The organism is Hydrocarboniphaga sp. FW305-C-57, from assembly GCF_058783045.1.
The window spans coordinates 614,510-634,230 of sequence record NZ_JBYSYG010000002.1 but is presented as its reverse complement, the minus strand read 5'-3'; the positions used below and the strand labels follow the sequence as shown (position 1 = coordinate 634,230).

Sequence of the window (19,721 nt, the reverse complement as noted above, 5' to 3'; positions counted from 1 at the left end):
CGTGTCACGTGGCCTCCACGATGAGACCAAGACGCTCGCCCAGCAGCTTCGTGATCTGGTCTTCATTGTCCGTGAAGATCTCCCAGCGCATGCCCTTGCTCTCAGCGACGGCGACCGCGTGCAGCGAGAGCCATCGGTACTCTGGGTACGGCAACCAACCGGGAACTTCAAGAATTGCATTCTTACCGGAGCGTTCGACGCGCAGGGTCGAAGCCGCTTTGACCTTTCGCGAGAGCGCGAAGCGGGCGCGGTCGGCGTCGTCTGGGCTCAGCGGGACAAATGGGCTCGTCGCGGGAGATGCGCCCGCCGTCCACGCGCGATAGTGGCCACCAAAGCGCGTGCGCGCCCACCAGAGCTGGCCTTGATTGCTGCGCCGCCAGCGCGCCCCTTCCGGCGCGGCCTGCCAGGCGCGCCATTCGAGCTCCCCATCTTTCTCGAGCGAGCCCCCGCCAAGCGCCTGCCATTCGAGCCTCTGGTCAAGCTTATCCAAGAAAGCCGCGTCGGCGTTCGGTGAGCGGTCGAGCCCAGCCCACGCTTCGGGCGGGACCATCACGCCGCTTACCTTGGCGACGGCTTCGGTGAGCCCGTCGATCGAGGTGGTTGTGCGCGAAGCACCCTTCGCGGAGATGTCTCGACCGAGCGCCTTTGCAAGAACGCGCGTTGGAAGACTGCTAAAGACACGCGCGCTTTTCTCGATGGCAACCACGCGTGTGGGCGTTGCGTAGAGGATGCCGCCTGGGTTGAGCATCACATCACCCTCTCGCTCAAGCGCATCGCACACCTCATCGAGGCGCTGCTCATCGAGGGTGAGGGCAGGGGCGAGCAGTCGTGCGACACGAGAAAGTGTCGCCGCGCGCGGTGCGTGCTTCCGGGCATGAACCTCAGCGCGCACGAGATCGCAGAGCGCTTCGATGGAGTCCGGGGCGCCAGCTTGGCTCTGGGTGAGCCGCTTCACTGCTTCTTCGAGCGTGACATGCGAGAGCGTCATCACAAACCCTCCGTGAGGTCGTTCAGCATGTCGTCCACGCTGACGAGATTGATCGCGTGGTCGAACGACCACTCGCGCCGCCGGAGTTGGCGGTCGCCCTTGCGGTGCGTGGCCCAGCGGGTGCCATCGGTGACGATCGCGTCGCGCACTCTCGCGGCCGTGCAGGCGTTGTCGATCCACTCGCGGTGGTCGCGCATCACGCTGTCAACGTCGGTCGTGAGCGCGAGCAGACGTGACGGGGACCGCGTGATGCTTCCGTCTGTCCGCTCGTCGATGGTGAGCACCCACGCGGCGAGGTCGTGCGGCACATCTGCAACGTCGGGTATGGCGAGCGAATCGACGCCATATCCGAGGCGCGTCACCGTCGGCTCGAACCACATAGGCATGAGCTGCAACCACATCCCCTTAAGTGTCTGCACGCGTTCGGAGCGCTGTTGCCAGAGCGCGATGAGCTGTGCGCGAACCTCTTCCAGCGAGGCGCGGCCGTCAATAGGGATCAATCGGCGACCCAGCTCGCGGAAGTCGATCACGAGATCTGCGGCAGATGCTCGTGCACCACGGGCCTCGAGAAGCGGATGGACGTCCTCGAAGGACACAGTCCTGTCGTCGCCGCCGTAGATCGTCGCGATCGTCTCCTGGTGAGCGGCGAGGCTGCCCCAGCGCACGGCGATTGGCCAACCAGGCGGGGCCATCGCTTCGAGCGACGCCAGCCCGTTCGGCATGCCCGTCGTCCACGCTGCGCTGACGTACTCTGTCACGCTCTGAGCGACCTCGAAGATCAGCGTTGCGGTCTGCACGTTGGTCTGTGAATGCAGCAGCGCGCAGGCCCACCGCCCCACCGTGGGTTTGCCGAGAGAGACCAGCCCACTTGCCGAGAGAGGCAGGCGTTCCGTCCGTGCGGGGCCGTGGAGAAACAGCATGGCCTCGCCACCGTCTTCGAGGGCGACGCCGTTCGCGTTCACGAGCAGCTCTATCCCCTCGTCGAACACCGGATAGGTGTCGCCGCGAGCATTGGTGCGCCACGCTGAAGCAGAGGTCAGGGCCCACTCAAGGCGGGGCGATGCTTTGCCGATGTCAATGCCGAGGGCCGTCAACGCGGCGCTCATCGCCTGCGAGCGCTGCGCCGCGAGGTCGAGAGACCAGATGCGCCAGCCGTCACCCAGCTCGGTGCCTAGGTCGTCTCCACCAACCTTGGGCGGGAGCAGCAGCCGATAAGACTGCCCGAGAGAGAGTGTAGTGCTCACGATGGACTGGCCCACGCCGTCTGCGTCGACGCGGAACACGCGCGGTGTCGTGACGTCGACTGCGCTGAGGGCGAGCTGGTCGAGGCTGAGATCTTGCTCGTCCTCGAAGCCCACGGCCTCCCACCGCCACGGACCGGTTCCAGGCAGTACCGACACGCGCGTCGGCCGCAGCTTCGCATTCGCCGCAAGCACGAGGGCTTCCCACTCGGTTCCGACGACGCGGAGCTTCTTGACGAAGGTCGGCAGACCATCAAGCGGGCCGATCTCGAGTTGCAGACCGCCCGCATCGACGTCGAGGCATACGAGCTTCGTCTTCCGCTCTATTGCGGTCACTTCTTCGTCGTCGCCGCCAGGCGCTGTGCCGTCAAAGAACGACGCCACGCGACGCTCGAGGCGCTTCGCCTGTTCGTCGAGCCCCGCTTGGCCGGCGATGTTGCGTTGACCCGGGCATGCGGATCGTTCTGGGCGGTCCTCGCCGGTGGTTGGGCGAGGACCACGAGCACCGTTAGCACGCGGCTCGGTCGGCTCTGCGGCGGCGCTTTCTCCTTTGTTGTCGTTAGTCGTCGGCTCATCAGCGCCGGCCACGCTCAGGTCGGGCGTGTCGTTGTCGTCTGATGGCATGGCCTTGTCGGCGTTCGAGGAGTCGTCAGCCTCGCCAACATCCTCAGCCCCGCCAGCACCATCGCGGGCTTCCTCGTCAGCTTCCATTTCCGCGCCGTCGTCTGCAGTACCGTCGTCATCGGTTGCCGCTTCATCAGGCGGCGAAGCCGCAGGCTTGTTGGCGATGCCGATGCGGGCCAGGTCTGCGACGCTTGTGATTCCGAGCTTTCGTAGCAGGTCGAGTGCAGCCGGCTCGATTCCTGCTTCCTTCGCGAGCTGGTCGATGATCGGCGGCTTAAACGCAATCTTGCTTTGGAGGAACGGGTTCGATTTCCAGCCGAGACTCTCGAACGTCACGAGCGCCGGACGCACCAGATCGGCGCTGGCATCGGGTACCCACGCCTCCTTGGCGAGGCGACGGACGAATGCAGCCGGGAATGGCGGTGCCTTGCGCTGGCCGTAATGCGTCCAGGTGTAGGAGCCATCGAACAAGCCTCGCCCCCGTCGCTCCTCGAGGTCGCCCAAGGATTCCCACAGCAGACGCGCGCGCTCGACGCGCTGCTCCTGCGAAAGCGTCGGCAGCAGATCGAGTAGCGCTTCGAAGCCCAGCAGTTCCCAATCGATAACGACATCGTTCTGCCCCGAGGTTTCCTCGTGCCCACTTTGACGTCGGAGGTCGCGACGCTCTTCCCACGTCAGAGTATTCGAAGCCTGAACTGGGCGTGGGTACCTCAGCGCGCCACACGCCTCCAAAAGCTCACGCACGGCCTCACCGCGAAGACATTCATAATTGTCATCGACGATGAATACATCAGGAACACCGGCAAACAACGCCTTCAGCCTGTCCGTCGCGATGTAAACCTCGCCGGGCTTGGATACGTTGTCCTTCCCATCGCCGCAATCGACAACCATCAGAAACGGAGTCTCTCGCAACGCTACAAGCAACTTCTCGCGCTGCGCCTTTGAGTCTGTATTGAAGGCGGTTCGTATACGCTCTATGTCAGTTGTGTAGGCCCCCTTGTCCCCATCAACTTCAGACGCTCGGTACTTGGGCAGTACATTCCACACTACGTCGTCGACCGGGTCAGGCGCCGTCAGTCCGAGCGACACGAGGAAGGCCCGCGCCTCTGGATACCCACAAACGTTGCGATGGACAGTTGGGAAGCTGGTCTCGATGTCGCTGGGAAGAAACGCGTTCGACTTCCCGTTCTCGCGGGCGACGACGTGCTTCCCGTCCTTGAGGCGAACCAAGGGGAGCATGCTGACGCGACCAGCGATTGCCTTCTGCCCACCTAAGAAGACATAGAGGCGCGTCAGCCACTTGTCGGACTGGACCTCGAGGAATGCCTTGTCCAGCTTCACGACGATCGTTTCAGGCGTGATCTCCGGAACCTGGAGCTCCTGCAGTAGATACCGACGAAGCTCAGGTGCGCGGTCCTGCGTGATGTCGCCGGTGAGCCATGCGCAGCCTTCGGCGTCGAACAGCCCCTCGAGCTGCCCGATGCTGAACAGCTCTCGCAGCTCCTGCGTGCGCGCCAGCCTCGCTTGTGTCGCTGTAACGTGGCCGCCGTCGAAGCGTGGGAGCAGGGCTTCTTCCAAGAAGGCCTCGCGGACTGCCTCAAAAAGCGGCGCGAACATCGCACCCTCCGGGAATTTGGTTCGGTCTGTCGGGAGGCAACGGAGCGCGGAGGCGTCGAGCATCCCGTTGTCGCGAAGCCAGCGCACGGCCTCCACCAGCAGGTCGGCCGTCTCCTGAACGAGCTGCTGGTTCCACGGATCATTGCGCGGAATATTGTCGCGGCTGGGCGTTGTGCGATAAGGCCCCTGTACGAGGAAGCCGAGGTTCGTCGAGACGACCGTGGGGAAAAACACCACGAGATGCGACACCGCGAGTGGCTGCACCGCCCATCGCCCAGGCGCGTCCTGGGTAGGGATCAGCGAGAAGGCGATCTCAACGCGACCAACCTTCTCTCTGGTGGTTGAGGACACGTCGCGGTGGAATACCAGCCAGTTCTGGTCAACATCGGGCTTGCCGGTTTCCTGGCCAATCACCTTGATTCTGTGTGCGTTGGAGGCAAGAGCTTCCGAGGCGCCCCGCATGTAGACGCCGGACGCGCCGCCCTCGACGCTCCAGTTGATCTCGTCGATGTGACGAAGGAAAAGCAGCGCGCCAGGGCCAAGGTGCTGAAAGCCGTTAGTAATCTCCTGCTCCGCGCTGCTGTCGTCAGACTTGAGAGGCAAAATGATCTGGGTCTCGCCTGCGGTACGCGCTAACGCTGCCGCCGCCTTCGGCTGTACGTAGTTCTCGACGGAGAAGTCCTCGTCGCCCGAGTGAATCTCGGGAAGATCCGTAAACGCGTAGACCGACTTGAAGCCAATACCGAAACGACCAATGGAGTATTGGTCTTTCGTGCTCTGCGCAATGCCGCATACGCCGCGAACGTCTGCCTCGTCGAACGGCCTTCCGAAATGCGAGAGCTTCAGCCTTCCAGGTGACAGCGTGAAGCTAACGCTCCGCGGCCCGCCCGCTTCGCTGCGTCTACCGAGCGCGTCCTCGGCGTTCTGGAGCAACTCGAAGATGAAGTGCGTACGGTCGTCGTAGCGGTTGGCGAGCAACATTGGCCCGATGCGGCTGATATCAGTGCCGTATCGCGTTCGGTTCTCGTCGCAAATTGCAGCATAGTTCGAGGGAGCCATTACAAACCTTCCGCAAGATCGCCAAGCATCTCGTCAATGCTGCCAGCGCTGATGGCGTCATCCAGGCTCCACACTTTCTGCTTCAGCTGCTGACTACCTTTGCGGTGCGTGGTCCAGCGCACGCCATCGGTGACAATTGCGTCGCGCACCTTCGCCGCCGAGCACGCGCTATCAATCCACGCCCGGTTCTCATGCAAGACGGCGTCGATGTCCACGGTAAGCACGAGCACGCGCGATGTCGATCGCGTGATGCCACCCGTAGTTCGCTCATCAACCGTGAGACCCCATGCGGCGAGATCGTGCGGAGTCTCGATATCGTCCAGCAGCGTCACTTCCCCAAGGCCGTAGCCGAAGAGTTCAGTTACTGGCTCGAACCACGGCTTCCTGAGCTGAAGCCAAGCGCCCTTGCGACTCTGCACGAGGTCGGATCGCTGCTGCCACAGCGCCGCAAGTTGCTCACGCACCTGCTTCAAGGGCGCACGGCCGTCGTGGGGAAGCACACGGTACCCCAGTTCGCCGAAGTCTACGATGAGGTCGGCGATGCGAGTGCGTGCAGCACGGGCCGCTATGAGCTCTGCAACGTCTTCAGCCGGCACCGTGCCGTCTTGGTTGCTATGCAGAGTTGCCAACGTCTCCTGATCAGCGGAAAAGACGCGCCAGTGAACCTTGACGGGCCAGCCAGGCGGCGCCGTCGCTTCGAGTGAAGCCGCTCCGCTGTGGGCAACAGCCGAATGTGCCCCGGAGATTTCATCGAGCACTTCCCTGGCGACTTCGAAGAACACAGTCGTTGACGGCACCCTGGTGCACGAATGCAGGAGCGCGCACGCCCATCGTCCGGAGGTGGGCGCACCAAGAGAGACGATCCCGTTAGACAACAGCGGCAATCGTGCCGTGCCGACAGGACCGTGGAGGAACAGCAAGGCTTCGTCACCTTCGTCCGCCGAAATGCCGCTCACATGGACCAGCAACTCGGCACCTGCTTCGAACACGGGATAGCTGTCGCCGCGTGCGTTGGTTCGCCATGCACTCGCCGGTGCGAGCGCCCATTCGATGCGCGGCCACGCCTCGCCTACCTCAAGCCCGAGGGCTGTGAGTGCCTGTCGTGTCGCGGGCGAGAGCTGCACGGCCAGATCGAGCGACCAGATGCGCCAACCGTCGGCCTGCTCGGCACCGAAGTCGGAACCAATGTTCGGAGGGAGCAGCAGCCGGTAAAGCTGGCCGAGAGCGAGCGTCGTGGTCTTGACGTGATGCCCCACGCCATCGGCATCGACGCGGAACACGATCGGAGCCGTAGCATCAACAGCATCAAGTGAGAGCTTGTCGACGCCTAATTCGTGCTCATCCTCAAAGCCCACGGCCTCCCAGTGCCAAGGCCCTGTCGCAGGGTGTACCTGGGTGCGTGTCGGGCGTGTCTTTGCATTAGCGGCCAGGACGACAGCATCCCACTCGGTGCCGAAGACACGGAGCTTCTTGACGAAGGCCGGCAAGCCATCGAGCGGGCCAACTTCGAGTTGGAGACCGCCGGCGGCAAGGTCCAGGCACACGAGTCGCGTCTGCCAGCCGGCGCCCGTCGTCGTACTCGTTTCCTCGTCGTCCGCGTCGGACACCGCGCCTTCAAAGAAAGACTCCACCCGCCGACCGAGACGTATAGCCTGCTCGTCGCTGTTCAGTTTGCGGCGCCCCGCACGCCGCTTGTCTTTCGGTCGCCGCTCATAGTCGTCCGGAAGTAATGCTCGCACTACTTTGGCAACCACCATCACGGCGTCGTCGTTTACCGGAAGATCGATGTCCGGGTACCGCGTTTTGTCGGGGCTCAGCGATACCAAAGTGATCTTATGGTGCTGACCATCGGCATCACGCTGGTCAGCAACGTACTTTTTTACGGCGTAACTCCCCGTTTCGGGATCGTGGAACGAGCCGCGAACCAGCACGTTCAGATTTTGCTTGGTCCCAGAGGGCCACAACTCAAAAACCGCATAACCCCCATCAACAAGTCCACTCTTGCCGTTGTCCATGCTGTGGCCTTCAATTTCAGCCACAAACAACCGCTCGTTGGCCTGCCGACCCGGGACCGTCAGCCGAATCCACCCAAGAACTTCCGCAGCTTGCTCTTGCGCTCTCTCGCCCCATTCTCCCGCCGGCTCTGATGCCGCAATCGCCTTCAAACTGTAGAGGGGAAGATGAGTGGTGTATTTCTCCAGCTCACCCACTTCGCTTTCGATCAACGGCTTGTGCGACAACTCGCTCGCTGAAAGACGCAGTTCGCCACGACTCAAGACAAAGCGAGGGTCATCGACACACAGAACGCAGCGACGCCCAAATACTTCGCTCGCTCGACTGATTGCGGCTTCGAGTACTACCGAGCCTCGACGTTCGGCGTGCAGCCAGCGATACACTGCATCGTTCGCGATAAGGTCCTCGGCAAGCATCCAGCGCCCCCAGGGCGTCTCACGGAAGCGCAGGTCCTCGCGCAGGCGTGCGTCCTCGCCGAGAATCCAGTGCGAGGGCTCCAACAACTCGCGCTCACTGAAGGTCACAGGAGACCCCGCGAGGCGCGCGACGAGAGCGTCAAAGGAAGAGCGGGTCACGCAGTGACCTCTGCAGTGGGCGCCATTGCGAGACCCAGGCCCTCTCGGACAATAACAGCGAGCTCGTCGACCAATTCCCTCTTGCCTTCACGAGTCCAGAGCTTCCGGTTCAGGTCGACGAAGCGCACGCCGACGGTGCCCACGTGATCTCCCGCGTGGCGTGCGAGCGCCTTAAGGTCGCGTGCGAGCACACCTGCTGCCATCGGATACAGCAAGAATGAGCGCTGGCAGTCGTAGCGGTGAAGATAGGCGTAGAGCTGGTAGAGGTCCGCCCGGCTCGGACGGCCACCCTTTTCTTCGGAGAGGCGCTTCCACTTCGTATCGACGATGAGCGTTCCCTTTTTGCCTTCCATCTCGTGGATGAACAAGAGGTCTGGTTCCATGCTCAGAACCTTATCCTGCCCATCGAGATAGAGGTTGTGCCGGTGAGCCTTGGCTTGCGAGTAGAGGCTTATGTCACTGAACAGGGGCATGACATCGGAGGTCAGGAGCGCAGCGATGTAGCACTCGAACACCTGTTCCATATCGAAGAGCAGCGAGAAGGTTTCGACCTCGCCGCTCTTGGAGTTCGGGGCCTGACCTTCGAGCAGCATGCAGGAGAAGCCAAAGATGTCAGAGAAGCGCTCGTTCTGACGCGTGAACACCGGGTCGGGTTCGCGGTGACGGAATGGCAGGTCGGGCACGTCGTCGAGCAGCGCGAGCACTTGCTTGCACTTCACCAACAAGGTTACGGGCAACGCGCGCCCGGCAAGTACGCGACATGCCTGCTTGAGACGCACGGAGATCTGCGTGGCCTCGGTAAGCACGTCGTGGCGGCAGTAGAAACGCCCCTTCTGCGTAGCGTTCATGGCCACGTGCCGCGAGAGCACGAGTTTGCCTCGCAGGGTCGGGAGGTTGTCTTCTTCGGTGGCGTAACCTCGATCAAGGCCACGCCGCAGCTCGAACAGTGTGCGCTCAAGGAAGGCATCGACGAGCTGGTCATGAAGGTTGCCGCGCTTGAGCGCAAGATCGGCGATGCCGCGCGCCCGTACCGCTCCAAGACCACCGCGCAGCAGCATCTCCATCAGATTGCTGCGGATGTCCCGAACCTCCTGGTCGCTGTCTTGCGTTGCGCTCTCGTGAGTCTTCGGCAGGATCTCGAGTTGCAAGCCGGGGATCTGCATCACGCCGACCCAAGGTCCGACGAGGCAGTGGTTACGACGCCAGCTGAACACCGGAGCCTCTCCTCGGTCCTCGCGTGCGCCCTCGCGGCGATATAGCCGGTCGTAGAGGCGCTGGGGCAGCACGCGGCGCGAAGGCGTCCCGAGCTCGACGCTGTCGGCGTCGGAGTCAGACCGCACGACGCGGCCACGCTCGAGGACGGTTACGCGCAGCATCAGGTGACCTTTGCCCCCAGCAGCTCGTCGAAGGCTTGGCGAAGCCAGGCATCGGCGGCCTTGCCGCGCGGGCGGAAGGCCGGATGCACGTCCCAAGCGACCTGGTCGACGTACTCGTCATGATCGAAGCCGAGCACGCTCTTCTCGTAGAGCTGCTGCGTGGTGAGAAAGGTACCGCTCGCGTGCTCGGTGCCGCGCACCTCCTTCGGCGTGCCGTCGGCCTTGATCGGATAGCCGAGTGCGAGTGCGACCTTATCCCACTGGCCGTAGAAGTACTCCTGCAAGAGCGGGAGGATACGATCAGAGAAGACGGCACGCAGACCATCGAGAGAGCGCACGCCAATCAAGTAGGCGTGGCCGATCTGGTGCTCGCGGTCATAGAGATAGCGCAGGCGTTCGTTGAGCTTCGTGAAAACCGCGACGACGAGCGTGCGCAGCGTCTCATCGACGTTCGCCTCGGCGAGCGCGTCGTTCAGCGCCTCCGCGTCGGGCATCATCTCCTCGAAGGTAAACCGGCGGCGCAGCGCCACGTCCATCAGCGCGATGGATCGGTCGGCGGTGTTCATGGTGCCGACGACGTGCAGGTTCGGAGGCACGCCGAACCACTCCTTCGACGACGGGAGCTGCACGCGCAGCTCGTTCGGATTGCCGAGCCGCTTGTCGGGTTCGAGCAACGTGATCAGCTCGCCGAAGACGCGCGCGATATTGGCACGGTTGATCTCATCGATGACGAGGACGAAGGCGTTCTTGCGCTGCTGTGCCGCGGTGGCGGCGACGCGCTTGAAAATGCCGGGCTCGACCCGGTAGTGGACGTCGCCTTCCTCGTCAGTGATGGCGCGCAGACCTTCCACGAACTCTTCATAGGCGAAGGCCTGGTGGAACGTGCAGAAGACGATCTGCCCAGCCAGTCGCAGTCGCTCCCACTCGGCCTGCACGTGGTCGCTCGGCGCGTCGGCAGCTGTCGCGTCGCCTAGCAGCTCGAGCGCGCGCCTTCGCACGTTGTACGTTTTCCCGGTGCCGGGCGGACCGTAGAGGATGATGTTGCTCGGGCTCGTCAGCAAGTACGGCTCAGTCCCTGCAATTCCTGAAAGAGACTCGAATTTTTCCCGAGAAAGTTCCAGTAGAGTCTTTCGCCATCCTCCTTCATTTACCTCACGAGCCGTCGTGTTGTCCCATCTCACGTTGAGTTGGTGCGGATAGTCGCTTCCCTCAACCATGTGATTGCCAGGCTTGTACTGATAGCCGCCCATCACCGTACCGACACCAAGAACCTCCTGCGTTCCGTTATTGGCAACGACACGGTCGCCCGGTTTGATCGAACGAAAACGCCACACTTGGTAGGGCCCTTCGTTGATCTTGGCCTTTCCGTACTTCTCGCTTGCTATCATTTGGAAATCGGTCTCGGACAGCGTGGAGATGTCGCCGAGGTCGGGCCAGCCGATGGCCGCGATGCCTCGCTGCCGCCACTCGGGCCAGGCGATGCCGTTCCGGCCGGGCGCGACCTTCCAGTAGCGGGGGCTCATCGCGACAGCCGTCGGCTGGGACGCGACGGCGTGCGCCGTCGGAGCGACGGACATGGAGCCAAGGATCCGGCGAAGGTGGGCCTCGTCGTTTCCGAAGAGCTTGGCGCGGTCCTCGGCCTGCAGCTCCTTTGGCTCGTACTGCGGGCTGACGAGCAGGTTCGGCTCGAAGCTCACGGGCTGGACGACCAGAGCCTCGTCGCGAACCATCCCGAGTCCACAGCAGCGGCCCATGTCCATGAGGGCGACGAGCACGTCGGTTTCGAGATGGAGGCCAGAGGGCAGCGAGAGCTGCATGGGGCCGACCGCGTCCGACGCGAAGTCAGTCACGAGGCTGATGTCGATCGCCCACGCCTTCGGCTCGCTCATGACGCGCTCGCCTTCGTGACGAACGCACCGGGCCATCCCCCGTGCTTCTCGATGATCAGGTCGGTCTGCTTCATCAGATGGAGCGTCTCATTGAGAACCCCAATGAGCTGCAGATAGTGGTCGATCTCGTCCTTCGACAGAGACCGCCCCTTCCGGTCCTTGAGCCACTTTTCGCAGACTGGGTAGCCGCCGATGTGGAGTGCCCACACGTCGTCCGCGACACCTGCGAACCCACACGTCCGCTTCTTGTCGATCCAAATGGTGGCGTTCGCGTGAGCGATCTTCTCCACTTCATGATTCCGACTGCCGACGTACGACCCAGGAGCGCTGGCAGGAGATTCCTCAAAGAGATGAATCGAAGCGAGACGCTTCCCGATCCCCGAAAGCTCCGTCAGCAGACGCCCCGTTCGCGGGAAAAGCAGGATCGGGAAACCCTGTGCCAACGCTGCCCGATGTCGGCGCCGGTACTCCAACGAATGGCTCAGGCCGTAGATCCAGTAGAGGACGTCCTCAGGACCCGTCGTCTGCTTCAGGTCGCCCCGCTCCTCGGCAACAAGTCGGGTCTTGGTGAAGCCCTCCCATTGCGCCCGAAATCCAGCCTGTAGATTCGACGCCTTCTGTGCCCGACCGCCGAGAATGCTCTCGTATCGATAGAGGGGGAAGAAGGTGGTTCCGCGATCATGCGTCCCCGTCTTCATCTCGACCATCACACGTGAAACGTTGACGCTGAATCGTTCGGGTGAAGTCCAGGTGCTCGACGCAATGAGACCAATGTTCGCCCCCGCCAGCACATGCTGCATCGTAGGAAGCGACCGGCTCGCAACGACATCTTCGTGATAGAAGATCACCCGCTTATCGAAGGGGCGGTACAAGATCGGACGCACGCAATCGTTGGCGTTGCGGCCGGTAAGTTTCGAGTCGAACTCCCTAACAGCGTCGAGGAGATCATCCTTTCGGAAGGCGATGGCCACCGAGTCTCGGTTGGTCTTGATTCCGGCCCCGAAGCGCACGAAGACGTTGTCGAGTCGGAGGGACTCCAAGCTTGCCATGCCGTCCTGAGGCACGAACGCGCGGTTCTCGTGATCAGGCTCAACCTGCCGCCAGTCGGTGGTAGGGGCGGAATGAGAGCTGAGGTATGCGTACTTCTCAGGTCGTGGCCCCCACAACTCGGCGAAGCGCACGACTCGGGGTGCCTCTTTATTCATGTTTCGGGCACTGCGCACGTAGACGTGGATGCCTACCGCCTGCGCGATATCGAACACGTTTTGGTCGTTGCGAGAGTCCTCGGCGATTTCGTTGACGCCTCCATGCAGATGAAGCTCGAACAGTTCGCTGAAGGTTCCGAGTAGATGTTCCCGCATGCCACGAAGTGACGCGGACGCGAGCATCGTCGCGTTCGTGATGTAGCCAAGCACTCCGACATCACTGCTTCGGAGCTCGTCTTCGCCAATGGCGATGAACTTCACAAAGTCATCCTGAAGGTTGCGCTCGAACTGGAGCTGATTCCTTTCTCGAATCGGCACGCCGGCGAACGTTCGGTACTTGTCCACGATTGCCCGGGACTCGTCTGACAAGTTGGCCGAGTAGTTGGCGTACGGCGGGTTGCCGATCACGACCGTAAAGCGCCGCTCGTCTTTGATGCGTGCAACAGCCCTCGCCTCTGACGCGAGCGCGGGCGAGATGCCTTCGAGTTCGCTCTGTGCTCTCGACGTAGACTCAAGGCTGTTTGTCAGGTAGACGTGTAGGCGGCTTGCCGCACCTCCGCTGAGTTCGGCGCCGGCTTCTGCGAACTTGAACGAGAGCTTGAGGTGCGCGACCGCGTATGACGCCATCATGAGCTCGTAGCCATACATTCGCGGCAAGAGCCCAGCGGCGACATACTCCCGCCAGAGACTCATGACGCGCTCGTCGCTCCAAGACTCGGCACCGAGTTCTCGGCACCAGCGGTCCTTCATCGTTCGCTCGATGACCTCGATGCACTCGTAGAGGAACGTTCCCGTGCCCGTCGCAGGGTCAAGAATGCACACGAAGGGATCGCTAGTCTTTGTTCCCTTGGGAAGCTTGAGGCCATTGATGCGCTTCGAGACATCTCCCCAAGTGTCAGTCGACGCGAGTCCGTCCTCGAGACCGAACTCCTTCTTCAGCATCTCGTGAACGCTGCGGACGATGTACGAGACGACGGGCCGAGGCGTGAAGAAGACGCCGCGCTTGTTCTTGAGGTCCTTGTCGTACGCTGCGAGGAACGGTTCGTAGAAATGGATGACGGGGTCGGTGGCCGCGTCCGAGCCCCTGTCGCCCGCGCCGAAGACGTAGGTCACGTCGATGCGGTCAAGGAGATCGGCAATGTCGTCGACGAGCCAGAGCAGGCGGCCTCGTTGTTCGTCGATCTTCACCGAGAGCGCCGACTTGAAGAGGTCGTTGAGGAAGGGGCTCGCTGCCGGGAGGTACTTGAGCGCGCTCCGGCGCGTGAACCCTTCGCCAGACACTGCCAGGTGATCGTTGCCCAGCCAGCGCGCGGTCAACAGGCCATAGGTGATGGTCTGAGCGAAGGCGTCAGCGAACTCGTCCTCCTTCTGGTCATGCACCAGGGCGACCTTGAAGGCGTTGTACAAGCTGCGGAGCGGGCCCTTTTGCGGCTCATCCCTGAGTTGCTTGACGGCGAGCTGCCTCAAGAAACGGGCGCGATGCGCGAGTTCCTGTGCGAGCTCCGAGGGGTTTCGAACCTTCGCGTTGCTAACGATGAAGAAGCGCGAGAGCAGGTTCACGACGTCGGCCGCGTCCTTGTGTGTCTGCCCCTTCCGAAGCCTCCCGGTGAGCTGCTCGCGCCCCTGCCAGAGTTCGATGCTCGCCTGTGTGGCGTCAGGGTAGACGACGAGGACGTTGTGGAACCGGTTGTGCTCTTGGAGGTTCTGCCGCAGTTTCTCGGCGTCGGACTTCGTCTTGAGCGGGTAGACGATGTAGCCGCGCAAGCGCCGATTGTCGTCGCGAAGCGTGACGCCGCTAAACGGGTTCGTTCCGCCGTAACTGCTATCGAACTCCTCCGAGGTCATGCCGATGTCGTGGTCTGCAGGCAGCGGGAACGCGCGTAGGCGTCGCTCGGCGTCGGCCTTCTTCCGCAGCCCGAAACCGCGCGCGATGGTGTCAAGCAGGTCGAGGATCGACTCCTGAACGTCCTTCTCGGCGACGTTCTTCTTCGTGCAGACCTCGAGCAGCTTCTCGGCCTGCTTGCGCTCGTCGGTCGTCGTGAAGGCTTCCTGCCAAGAGTTCTCGCCGAGCTTCTTGAACTGCCTCTCGTAGATGAGGCCCAGCCGTTCACGCGCATCAGCGCGGTCCCACAAGCGCGCGTGCTCGGTCAGGAAGAAGGTCTCGAGCCCTTCGGTCTTGGCATTGAACGTGCCGAAGCACGCGAGGCGACCAGCGTGGCCTTCGCGCTCGTCGACGATCGACACGACGCATAGAGTCTCGTGCTTCTGGCCCTTCAAGGCCGAGGCATCGAGACCTTCGGCGCCTCGCTGGAAGCCCTCTAGCGTCTCGGCGACGAGACGAGCGACAGCGTCTTCGGCGATGTCGAGGTAGGCGAACTGACGCGACTTGAATGCCGGGATGGCCAGCAGCTCGCGGTGGGTGAGGTTCGCCTCAATAAGCAGCGTATGGTGCGGGCGCGTGGGTGTCTTTGGCCAGTACCGCACCTCGTCGGGGATATAGCGGGCGACTGCGTCGGTACTGCGAATAACGGTAGCGCGCGGAATGCCTTGGCCATCGCCGAAGCCCGCCTGGAGCAGCGGTGTCACAAAGCGCGTGTCTTCGACGGCCTCCAAGTCCGGCACGTCGTCGGCAAAGTCAAAGCCCTCGATGTGGCCTGTGACCTTCGTCGCGGGTGCTTTAGCGCGAGAGCCTTCGCCAAGAATGTGGCGAATAAATTCATCCTTTGTCAGCATGCTTCCTCGCTGGGTATCACGGTGGCGGGCGCTGCATCGACGTGACGCAACTGAAGGATTCGGAATCCTCGGATCTGAATGGCGCGACGGTCCTCTTCGCTGAAGACGCCGGCCGCGATGGTCGTGGCGCCCTGCTGGAAAGGTCGGCCTACCTCGCGGCCAAGCTCCTCAAGGAGAACATCGCCATCGACTATGCGACGCGAGGCGACCAGCAGGTCCTCGGCTGTGACGGGACGTGAGGCATCTTCTGCGAAGCCAAGGTCCTTACGCGTCGCGGCCGGGTGCGCATTGCTATCGAGCACGAGCCAGAAATTCTTGCTCCACTCCACCGGCTTCTCCGCTGTCCACAGCCAGTGTGGAATCCCGTCAAGCACGCGAGGCATAAGCTGACGGGTGTACTCCGTCGCCTCGCCCCCCTTTCGCCCAAGGCTCGCCCACGCGATGATCCGATCGTCTGGTCGCCCATCGGCCTCACGCAACCAGCCGTTCCACGCGGCTAGCCACTCAGCCTGGATGCCCCGCTCGGTCATTCTGCGGCGCAGGCGCTGTTGGTAGCCGGCGATCTGCTCGATGGCACGGTCGCCCTGCCAAGCGTTGAGCGCCGAGATACCTTGGTAGCGGTACTCGGCCATCCAGTCGGCCTCGGCGCCGGTGCCCTGTTCGAGACCGAGGGTGAAGTCGATGGCGAGCGTCTTGTTGGCAATGCGTTCACGGAGTTGCAGCTCAGCCTCAAGCTCGTTGGGCAAGAGCAGGTTCACGGTGATGGGCGCGGCACCCTGGTTCCCATGCCACCAGTAGCGTGGCGGGGCGACGGCGAGCTCGTGCGCCAGCGCTTCGAGATCGGGGAAGCTCGTCGCCTCCTCGATGGCGGGGTTCAGGCGACGATCAATGCGGCCCGCGCGCTGGATCATCCGTACTGGGTTCCAGTGAACGTCAAAATTGATTAGCAATGCCGCGTCCTGGAGGTTTACACCTTCGGCGAGGACGTCCGTGGCAAGAAGAATGTCAGTGGGCTGTATAAGCGCCTGCCTCCAGCCGTTGATCCACTGCGTGTCGATCTGTTGCTGTTCAAGCACCGATGCCCCAGGCAAGCGCGGGCGCGATGGTCCGAGCCGATAGAACGGCGCAAATGCATGGATGACTGCGTCGCGCTCCTCGGTCTCGCCGCTCACGACAGCGATTCGTCCAATAAGATCGAGCAACTCGTCCTTCGAAACGATGTGCCCAGCACCGGATGACAACTCGCGCAGTACGGTCTTCCACTCGTTGCGTTCGAGAACCGGCGCAGCGCGCAACACAGAGTCGAGGTAGGCGAGCGTATCGGTGAACTGAGAGAAAACGATGGCCTTCTGGCCGTCCCTGCGCGCACGTAGCAGCCGCGCCACAAGGCGCTGCAGCTTGGCGTCGGTAACGATGCGCATCGCCCACGCCGCAGACTTCGGCCAGTCGACCTGCTGCCCGCCGTTGATGAAGCGCTGCGGCCAGTCGCTCTGTGCGAAGCGGCCGAAGATGATGTCAGCAAGGCCTGGGGCGACGCGAAGCAGCGTGGCAAAGTCACGCGTGAGATGGTCGCGAAGGCCCCACAAGCGCTCAAGCTGCTGCTTGCGCTCCGTCGTCTTCTCATGCTCGCCGAAAAGATCGAGTTGAGGTGGTAGCGGATCGTCAGTATCGGCGGCCGCTTTCGCGCTCATGTGCGCCTTACTCCATCTCTCGAGGAGGTCGGGCGGACGTACCTTCGTCTTGGCACTGCCTGCGAGCAGCATGTCGATGCGCTCTCGTTCAACAGGCCTGACCGCGTCGACAAGGTCTGCGAGTTCGGCGGCGAGGGCCTTCTCGCGTTTGTTGTCACCCAACTCGCGGCACAGCTCGACGAGCTGCTTCAGACGATATGCGTGCAGCGCCAACAAACGGAGCAGGGTGATCAGGAAAGCGACGGGTGACGACTCGAGGCGTTTGAGCACCAGGACACGTTGCAGACCGACGACGGATGACACGTTGTCCGCGTCGCGGATGCCGTCACGAACGTCCGCCCACATGTAGATTTTGAGTGACAGTGGCGGCGTGCCCTTCTCGGTGGGCTCCCCTTCTGTCTCGAAGAGCGGAAGGAAGCGAGCAAGCACGTCGCGCGTATCGTCGTAGACGTCTTCGTAGACGAGCTTCTCGGGCGTAGCGGCGTCGGGTCGGAACAGAAGCCGCGCATCTGAGCCCTGCTCGCGCTCGATCTGCTTGCAGAGCGCGCGTGAGCGCTGGACCACGATACGGTCGAGCAGCTCGCCCGCAATACGCGCGGGAGCTTCGACAGGCGGCTGGCCGCTTTGTATTGCGGCGCGCACGGAAGCCTGCTGCGCTGTGAGCCGCTTCTCCTGCTCCTTGAGGTAGTCGCCGACGCGGGGCACCTGCACGCCGAACTGCACGTCGTCGCGGAAATCGGGTGCGTAGGCGAACTTCGCCGAGGCATCGCCGTGGATAAGCAGCGCTGCTACATCGGCCGCACCCTTGCCCTTGGCTGCCTTCGCAACACGCTCCTCGACGTCCTTGAATACGCGTGCGCGATACTTTTCGGGCGTGAGGTTGTCGTTGAAGAAAAGCGGCTTGCCGAACATAAGCGCGGCCTGTTGGCGCAAATCTTCCAGGCTGTTGTTCACAGGCGTAGCAGTGAGCAGAAGAACCTTGCGGCGCAGGTCCTTGCGTGGCTGCAAGCGAAGAAGATCGCGTAGCACCGTGGTGCGGCGTGCGCCAACGGAACGGAAGTTGTGCGCCTCGTCGACGACGACGAGGTCCGACAGGAGCAGGTGCTCCATGTCGCTCATGCCCGCCGGGCGGCGCGTAAGGATGTCGCTGGACGGCAAGATGCGCGACAGCTTCGAGTGGGAGACGACGCGGATGGTGGCGAGCGGCACACCGTGTGCCGAGAGTGGTGCGATGGCCTCGCGCAACCACGTGCTGACCACAGAATTTGGCGAGAGCACCGTGATGCGAAACGGATCCTCGGTGGCCGAGCAATTCGCGCTTGCGAGCTGGTCGCGCCATTGATTCGCGTAGTGAACGGCGACGGTGGTGGCGACGTAGGTTTTCCCTAGGCCGACGCCGTCGCAGAGCATCGAGCCGCCGTACTCCTCGAGTTGGGCAACGAGACGCTGCGCAGCCTGGCGCTGATAGGCGGCGGCCTGGTAGCGCTCTATTGCGGCGTGCAGCGTACGCTGCTGGCCAACCATGCGCCCGATGTGGTCGAGCAATACTAGCCACCCCTTCTCTCGCGGGGTGCACTCGTCCAGCGACGAGACGCGGCGCGTAGGGCGGGCGAAATGGGTGTCCACGAAAGCGCGCGCTTCTCGGTCCCATTGACGATGCGGTATCGAGGACAACGAGTCGGGCGAGTCCCAATGGCCCCAGGTGTCTCCGGGGCGAATGTGACCGAGCGCCAGATGCGCGCAGAGGTGCAGGAGCATCTCGCCCACCAGTGAGGCAGGCTGATCCAGGTCAACCGCGATGACGACGCGGTTGGCCTCCGGCACTAAGCGCGCGACAGCGTTTGCTTCGGGCTGTACGGCGAACGAGCCCTCGGGCGCGACGGTTTTGTCGACGATGCTCCAGGTGAAGGGTACGTCGACGTGCACCGAGAGGTGTGCATGCAGTTCGATCAGCGCCTCACGTGGGCTGCGGGTGAGCAGGTCGTACTGCTCCCACCAACCGGGCTCAGGGGTTCGCGGCATCTGCGCCAATGGCAGGCCTGTCACCCATAGGGCGGCGCCCTGCACCAGTCTGTTGGCGCTCCAGACAGCGTCGCTGAGAGTACTGCACACCGGCTGGGCTTCGTCGCTCGACTTCGAGGTGCTCCAGGTAAGCGGATGGTCACCGGCGAGTTCGGCCCCCTCAAAGCCGCCGCATCGGAGCGCGAGCCCGACGAACGCGTGGGTGGCATCGAGCGTGAGGCCCTCGCGGCTAGTCGGGAGCATGAGCGCGGTGACTGCTTCCACGACATCAGGGTCGGCTTGAAGCCAAAGACGCGAAACAGTGGGGCCGCTCGTGAAGGGCGCTCGGATGGAGACCGAGCAAGGCTCGCAAGGCTGCAGCCATAGCTCGGCATGCGGCACGAGCTCGCCTAGACGTAGATCGAAACGCAGCTTTTCGATGGCATTACGCTTGAGATAGCTGCCGATTTCGTCGGCACCAAGATCCTCGCGTGACGCCCCGGTGGTCAACGTCGCAGTAACCTCAAAGCTCGCCCCGAAGACCAAGCTCGTAAGCGCACGGATATAGCGGGAAGCATCGGCCCTCGAGCCAAAACGTAGGCGCATGTCGAGCGGCTCGACGCGTGCTAGTCCGCTCAGCAGGCCAGCTGGTTCGGGCTTTCGATCGTTGCTGGTCAGTGTCGTCCCAAGCATCTTTTTCCGATACAAC

Annotated in this window: 7 protein-coding genes; all 7 read right to left on the bottom strand. The window is 62.8% G+C overall.

Annotated features, from left to right (window positions below; all coding sequences use genetic code 11):
- Nucleotides 1-4 precede the first annotated feature (4 nt).
- Genes AC3WUM_RS07140 through AC3WUM_RS07110 form a run of 7 tightly spaced genes read right to left on the bottom strand, consistent with a single transcriptional unit; the run spans nucleotide 5 to nucleotide 19,705 of the window.
- Nucleotides 5-988: a hypothetical protein gene (locus AC3WUM_RS07140; protein ID WP_492409508.1), complete on the bottom strand. Its 984-nt coding sequence runs from the start codon at nucleotides 986-988 to the stop codon at nucleotides 5-7.
- Nucleotides 988-5,529 (bottom strand): sacsin N-terminal ATP-binding-like domain-containing protein, encoded by a 4,542-nt coding sequence (locus AC3WUM_RS07135; protein WP_492409507.1) that lies wholly within the window; start codon nucleotides 5,527-5,529, stop codon nucleotides 988-990. The genes AC3WUM_RS07140 and AC3WUM_RS07135 overlap by 1 nt, the downstream gene beginning before the upstream one ends.
- Entirely contained in the window at nucleotides 5,529-8,117 is a 2,589-nt protein-coding gene (locus AC3WUM_RS07130; protein WP_492409506.1) for a hypothetical protein, read from the bottom strand. Before AC3WUM_RS07130 ends, AC3WUM_RS07135 begins: the two co-directional genes overlap by 1 nt.
- Entirely contained in the window at nucleotides 8,114-9,493 is a 1,380-nt protein-coding gene (locus AC3WUM_RS07125) for an McrC family protein (protein ID WP_492409505.1), read from the bottom strand. Before AC3WUM_RS07125 ends, AC3WUM_RS07130 begins: the two co-directional genes overlap by 4 nt.
- Nucleotides 9,493-11,382 (bottom strand): AAA family ATPase, encoded by a 1,890-nt coding sequence (locus tag AC3WUM_RS07120; RefSeq protein WP_492409504.1) that lies wholly within the window; start codon nucleotides 11,380-11,382, stop codon nucleotides 9,493-9,495. The genes AC3WUM_RS07125 and AC3WUM_RS07120 overlap by 1 nt, the downstream gene beginning before the upstream one ends.
- Nucleotides 11,379-15,320: a type ISP restriction/modification enzyme gene (locus AC3WUM_RS07115; RefSeq protein ID WP_492409503.1), complete on the bottom strand. Its 3,942-nt coding sequence runs from the start codon at nucleotides 15,318-15,320 to the stop codon at nucleotides 11,379-11,381. Before AC3WUM_RS07115 ends, AC3WUM_RS07120 begins: the two co-directional genes overlap by 4 nt.
- On the bottom strand, nucleotides 15,314-19,705 hold the full coding sequence (locus tag AC3WUM_RS07110; protein ID WP_492409501.1) for a helicase-related protein: 4,392 nt from the start codon (nucleotides 19,703-19,705) through the stop codon (nucleotides 15,314-15,316). The genes AC3WUM_RS07115 and AC3WUM_RS07110 overlap by 7 nt, the downstream gene beginning before the upstream one ends.
- Nucleotides 19,706-19,721: the final 16 nt, after the last annotated feature.

Excerpts from the sequence above, each read along its gene's own strand:
- AC3WUM_RS07140 (WP_492409508.1), bottom strand. The coding sequence starts at position 988 with ATGACGCTCTCGCATGTCACGCTCGAAGAAGCAGTGAAGCGGCTCACC.
- AC3WUM_RS07135 (WP_492409507.1), bottom strand. The coding sequence starts at position 5,529 with ATGGCTCCCTCGAACTATGCTGCAATTTGCGACGAGAACCGAACGCGA.
- AC3WUM_RS07125 (WP_492409505.1), bottom strand. The coding sequence starts at position 9,493 with ATGCTGCGCGTAACCGTCCTCGAGCGTGGCCGCGTCGTGCGGTCTGAC.
- AC3WUM_RS07120 (WP_492409504.1), bottom strand. The coding sequence starts at position 11,382 with ATGAGCGAGCCGAAGGCGTGGGCGATCGACATCAGCCTCGTGACTGAC.
- AC3WUM_RS07115 (WP_492409503.1), bottom strand. The coding sequence starts at position 15,320 with ATGCTGACAAAGGATGAATTTATTCGCCACATTCTTGGCGAAGGCTCT.
- AC3WUM_RS07110 (WP_492409501.1), bottom strand. The coding sequence starts at position 19,705 with ATGCTTGGGACGACACTGACCAGCAACGATCGAAAGCCCGAACCAGCT.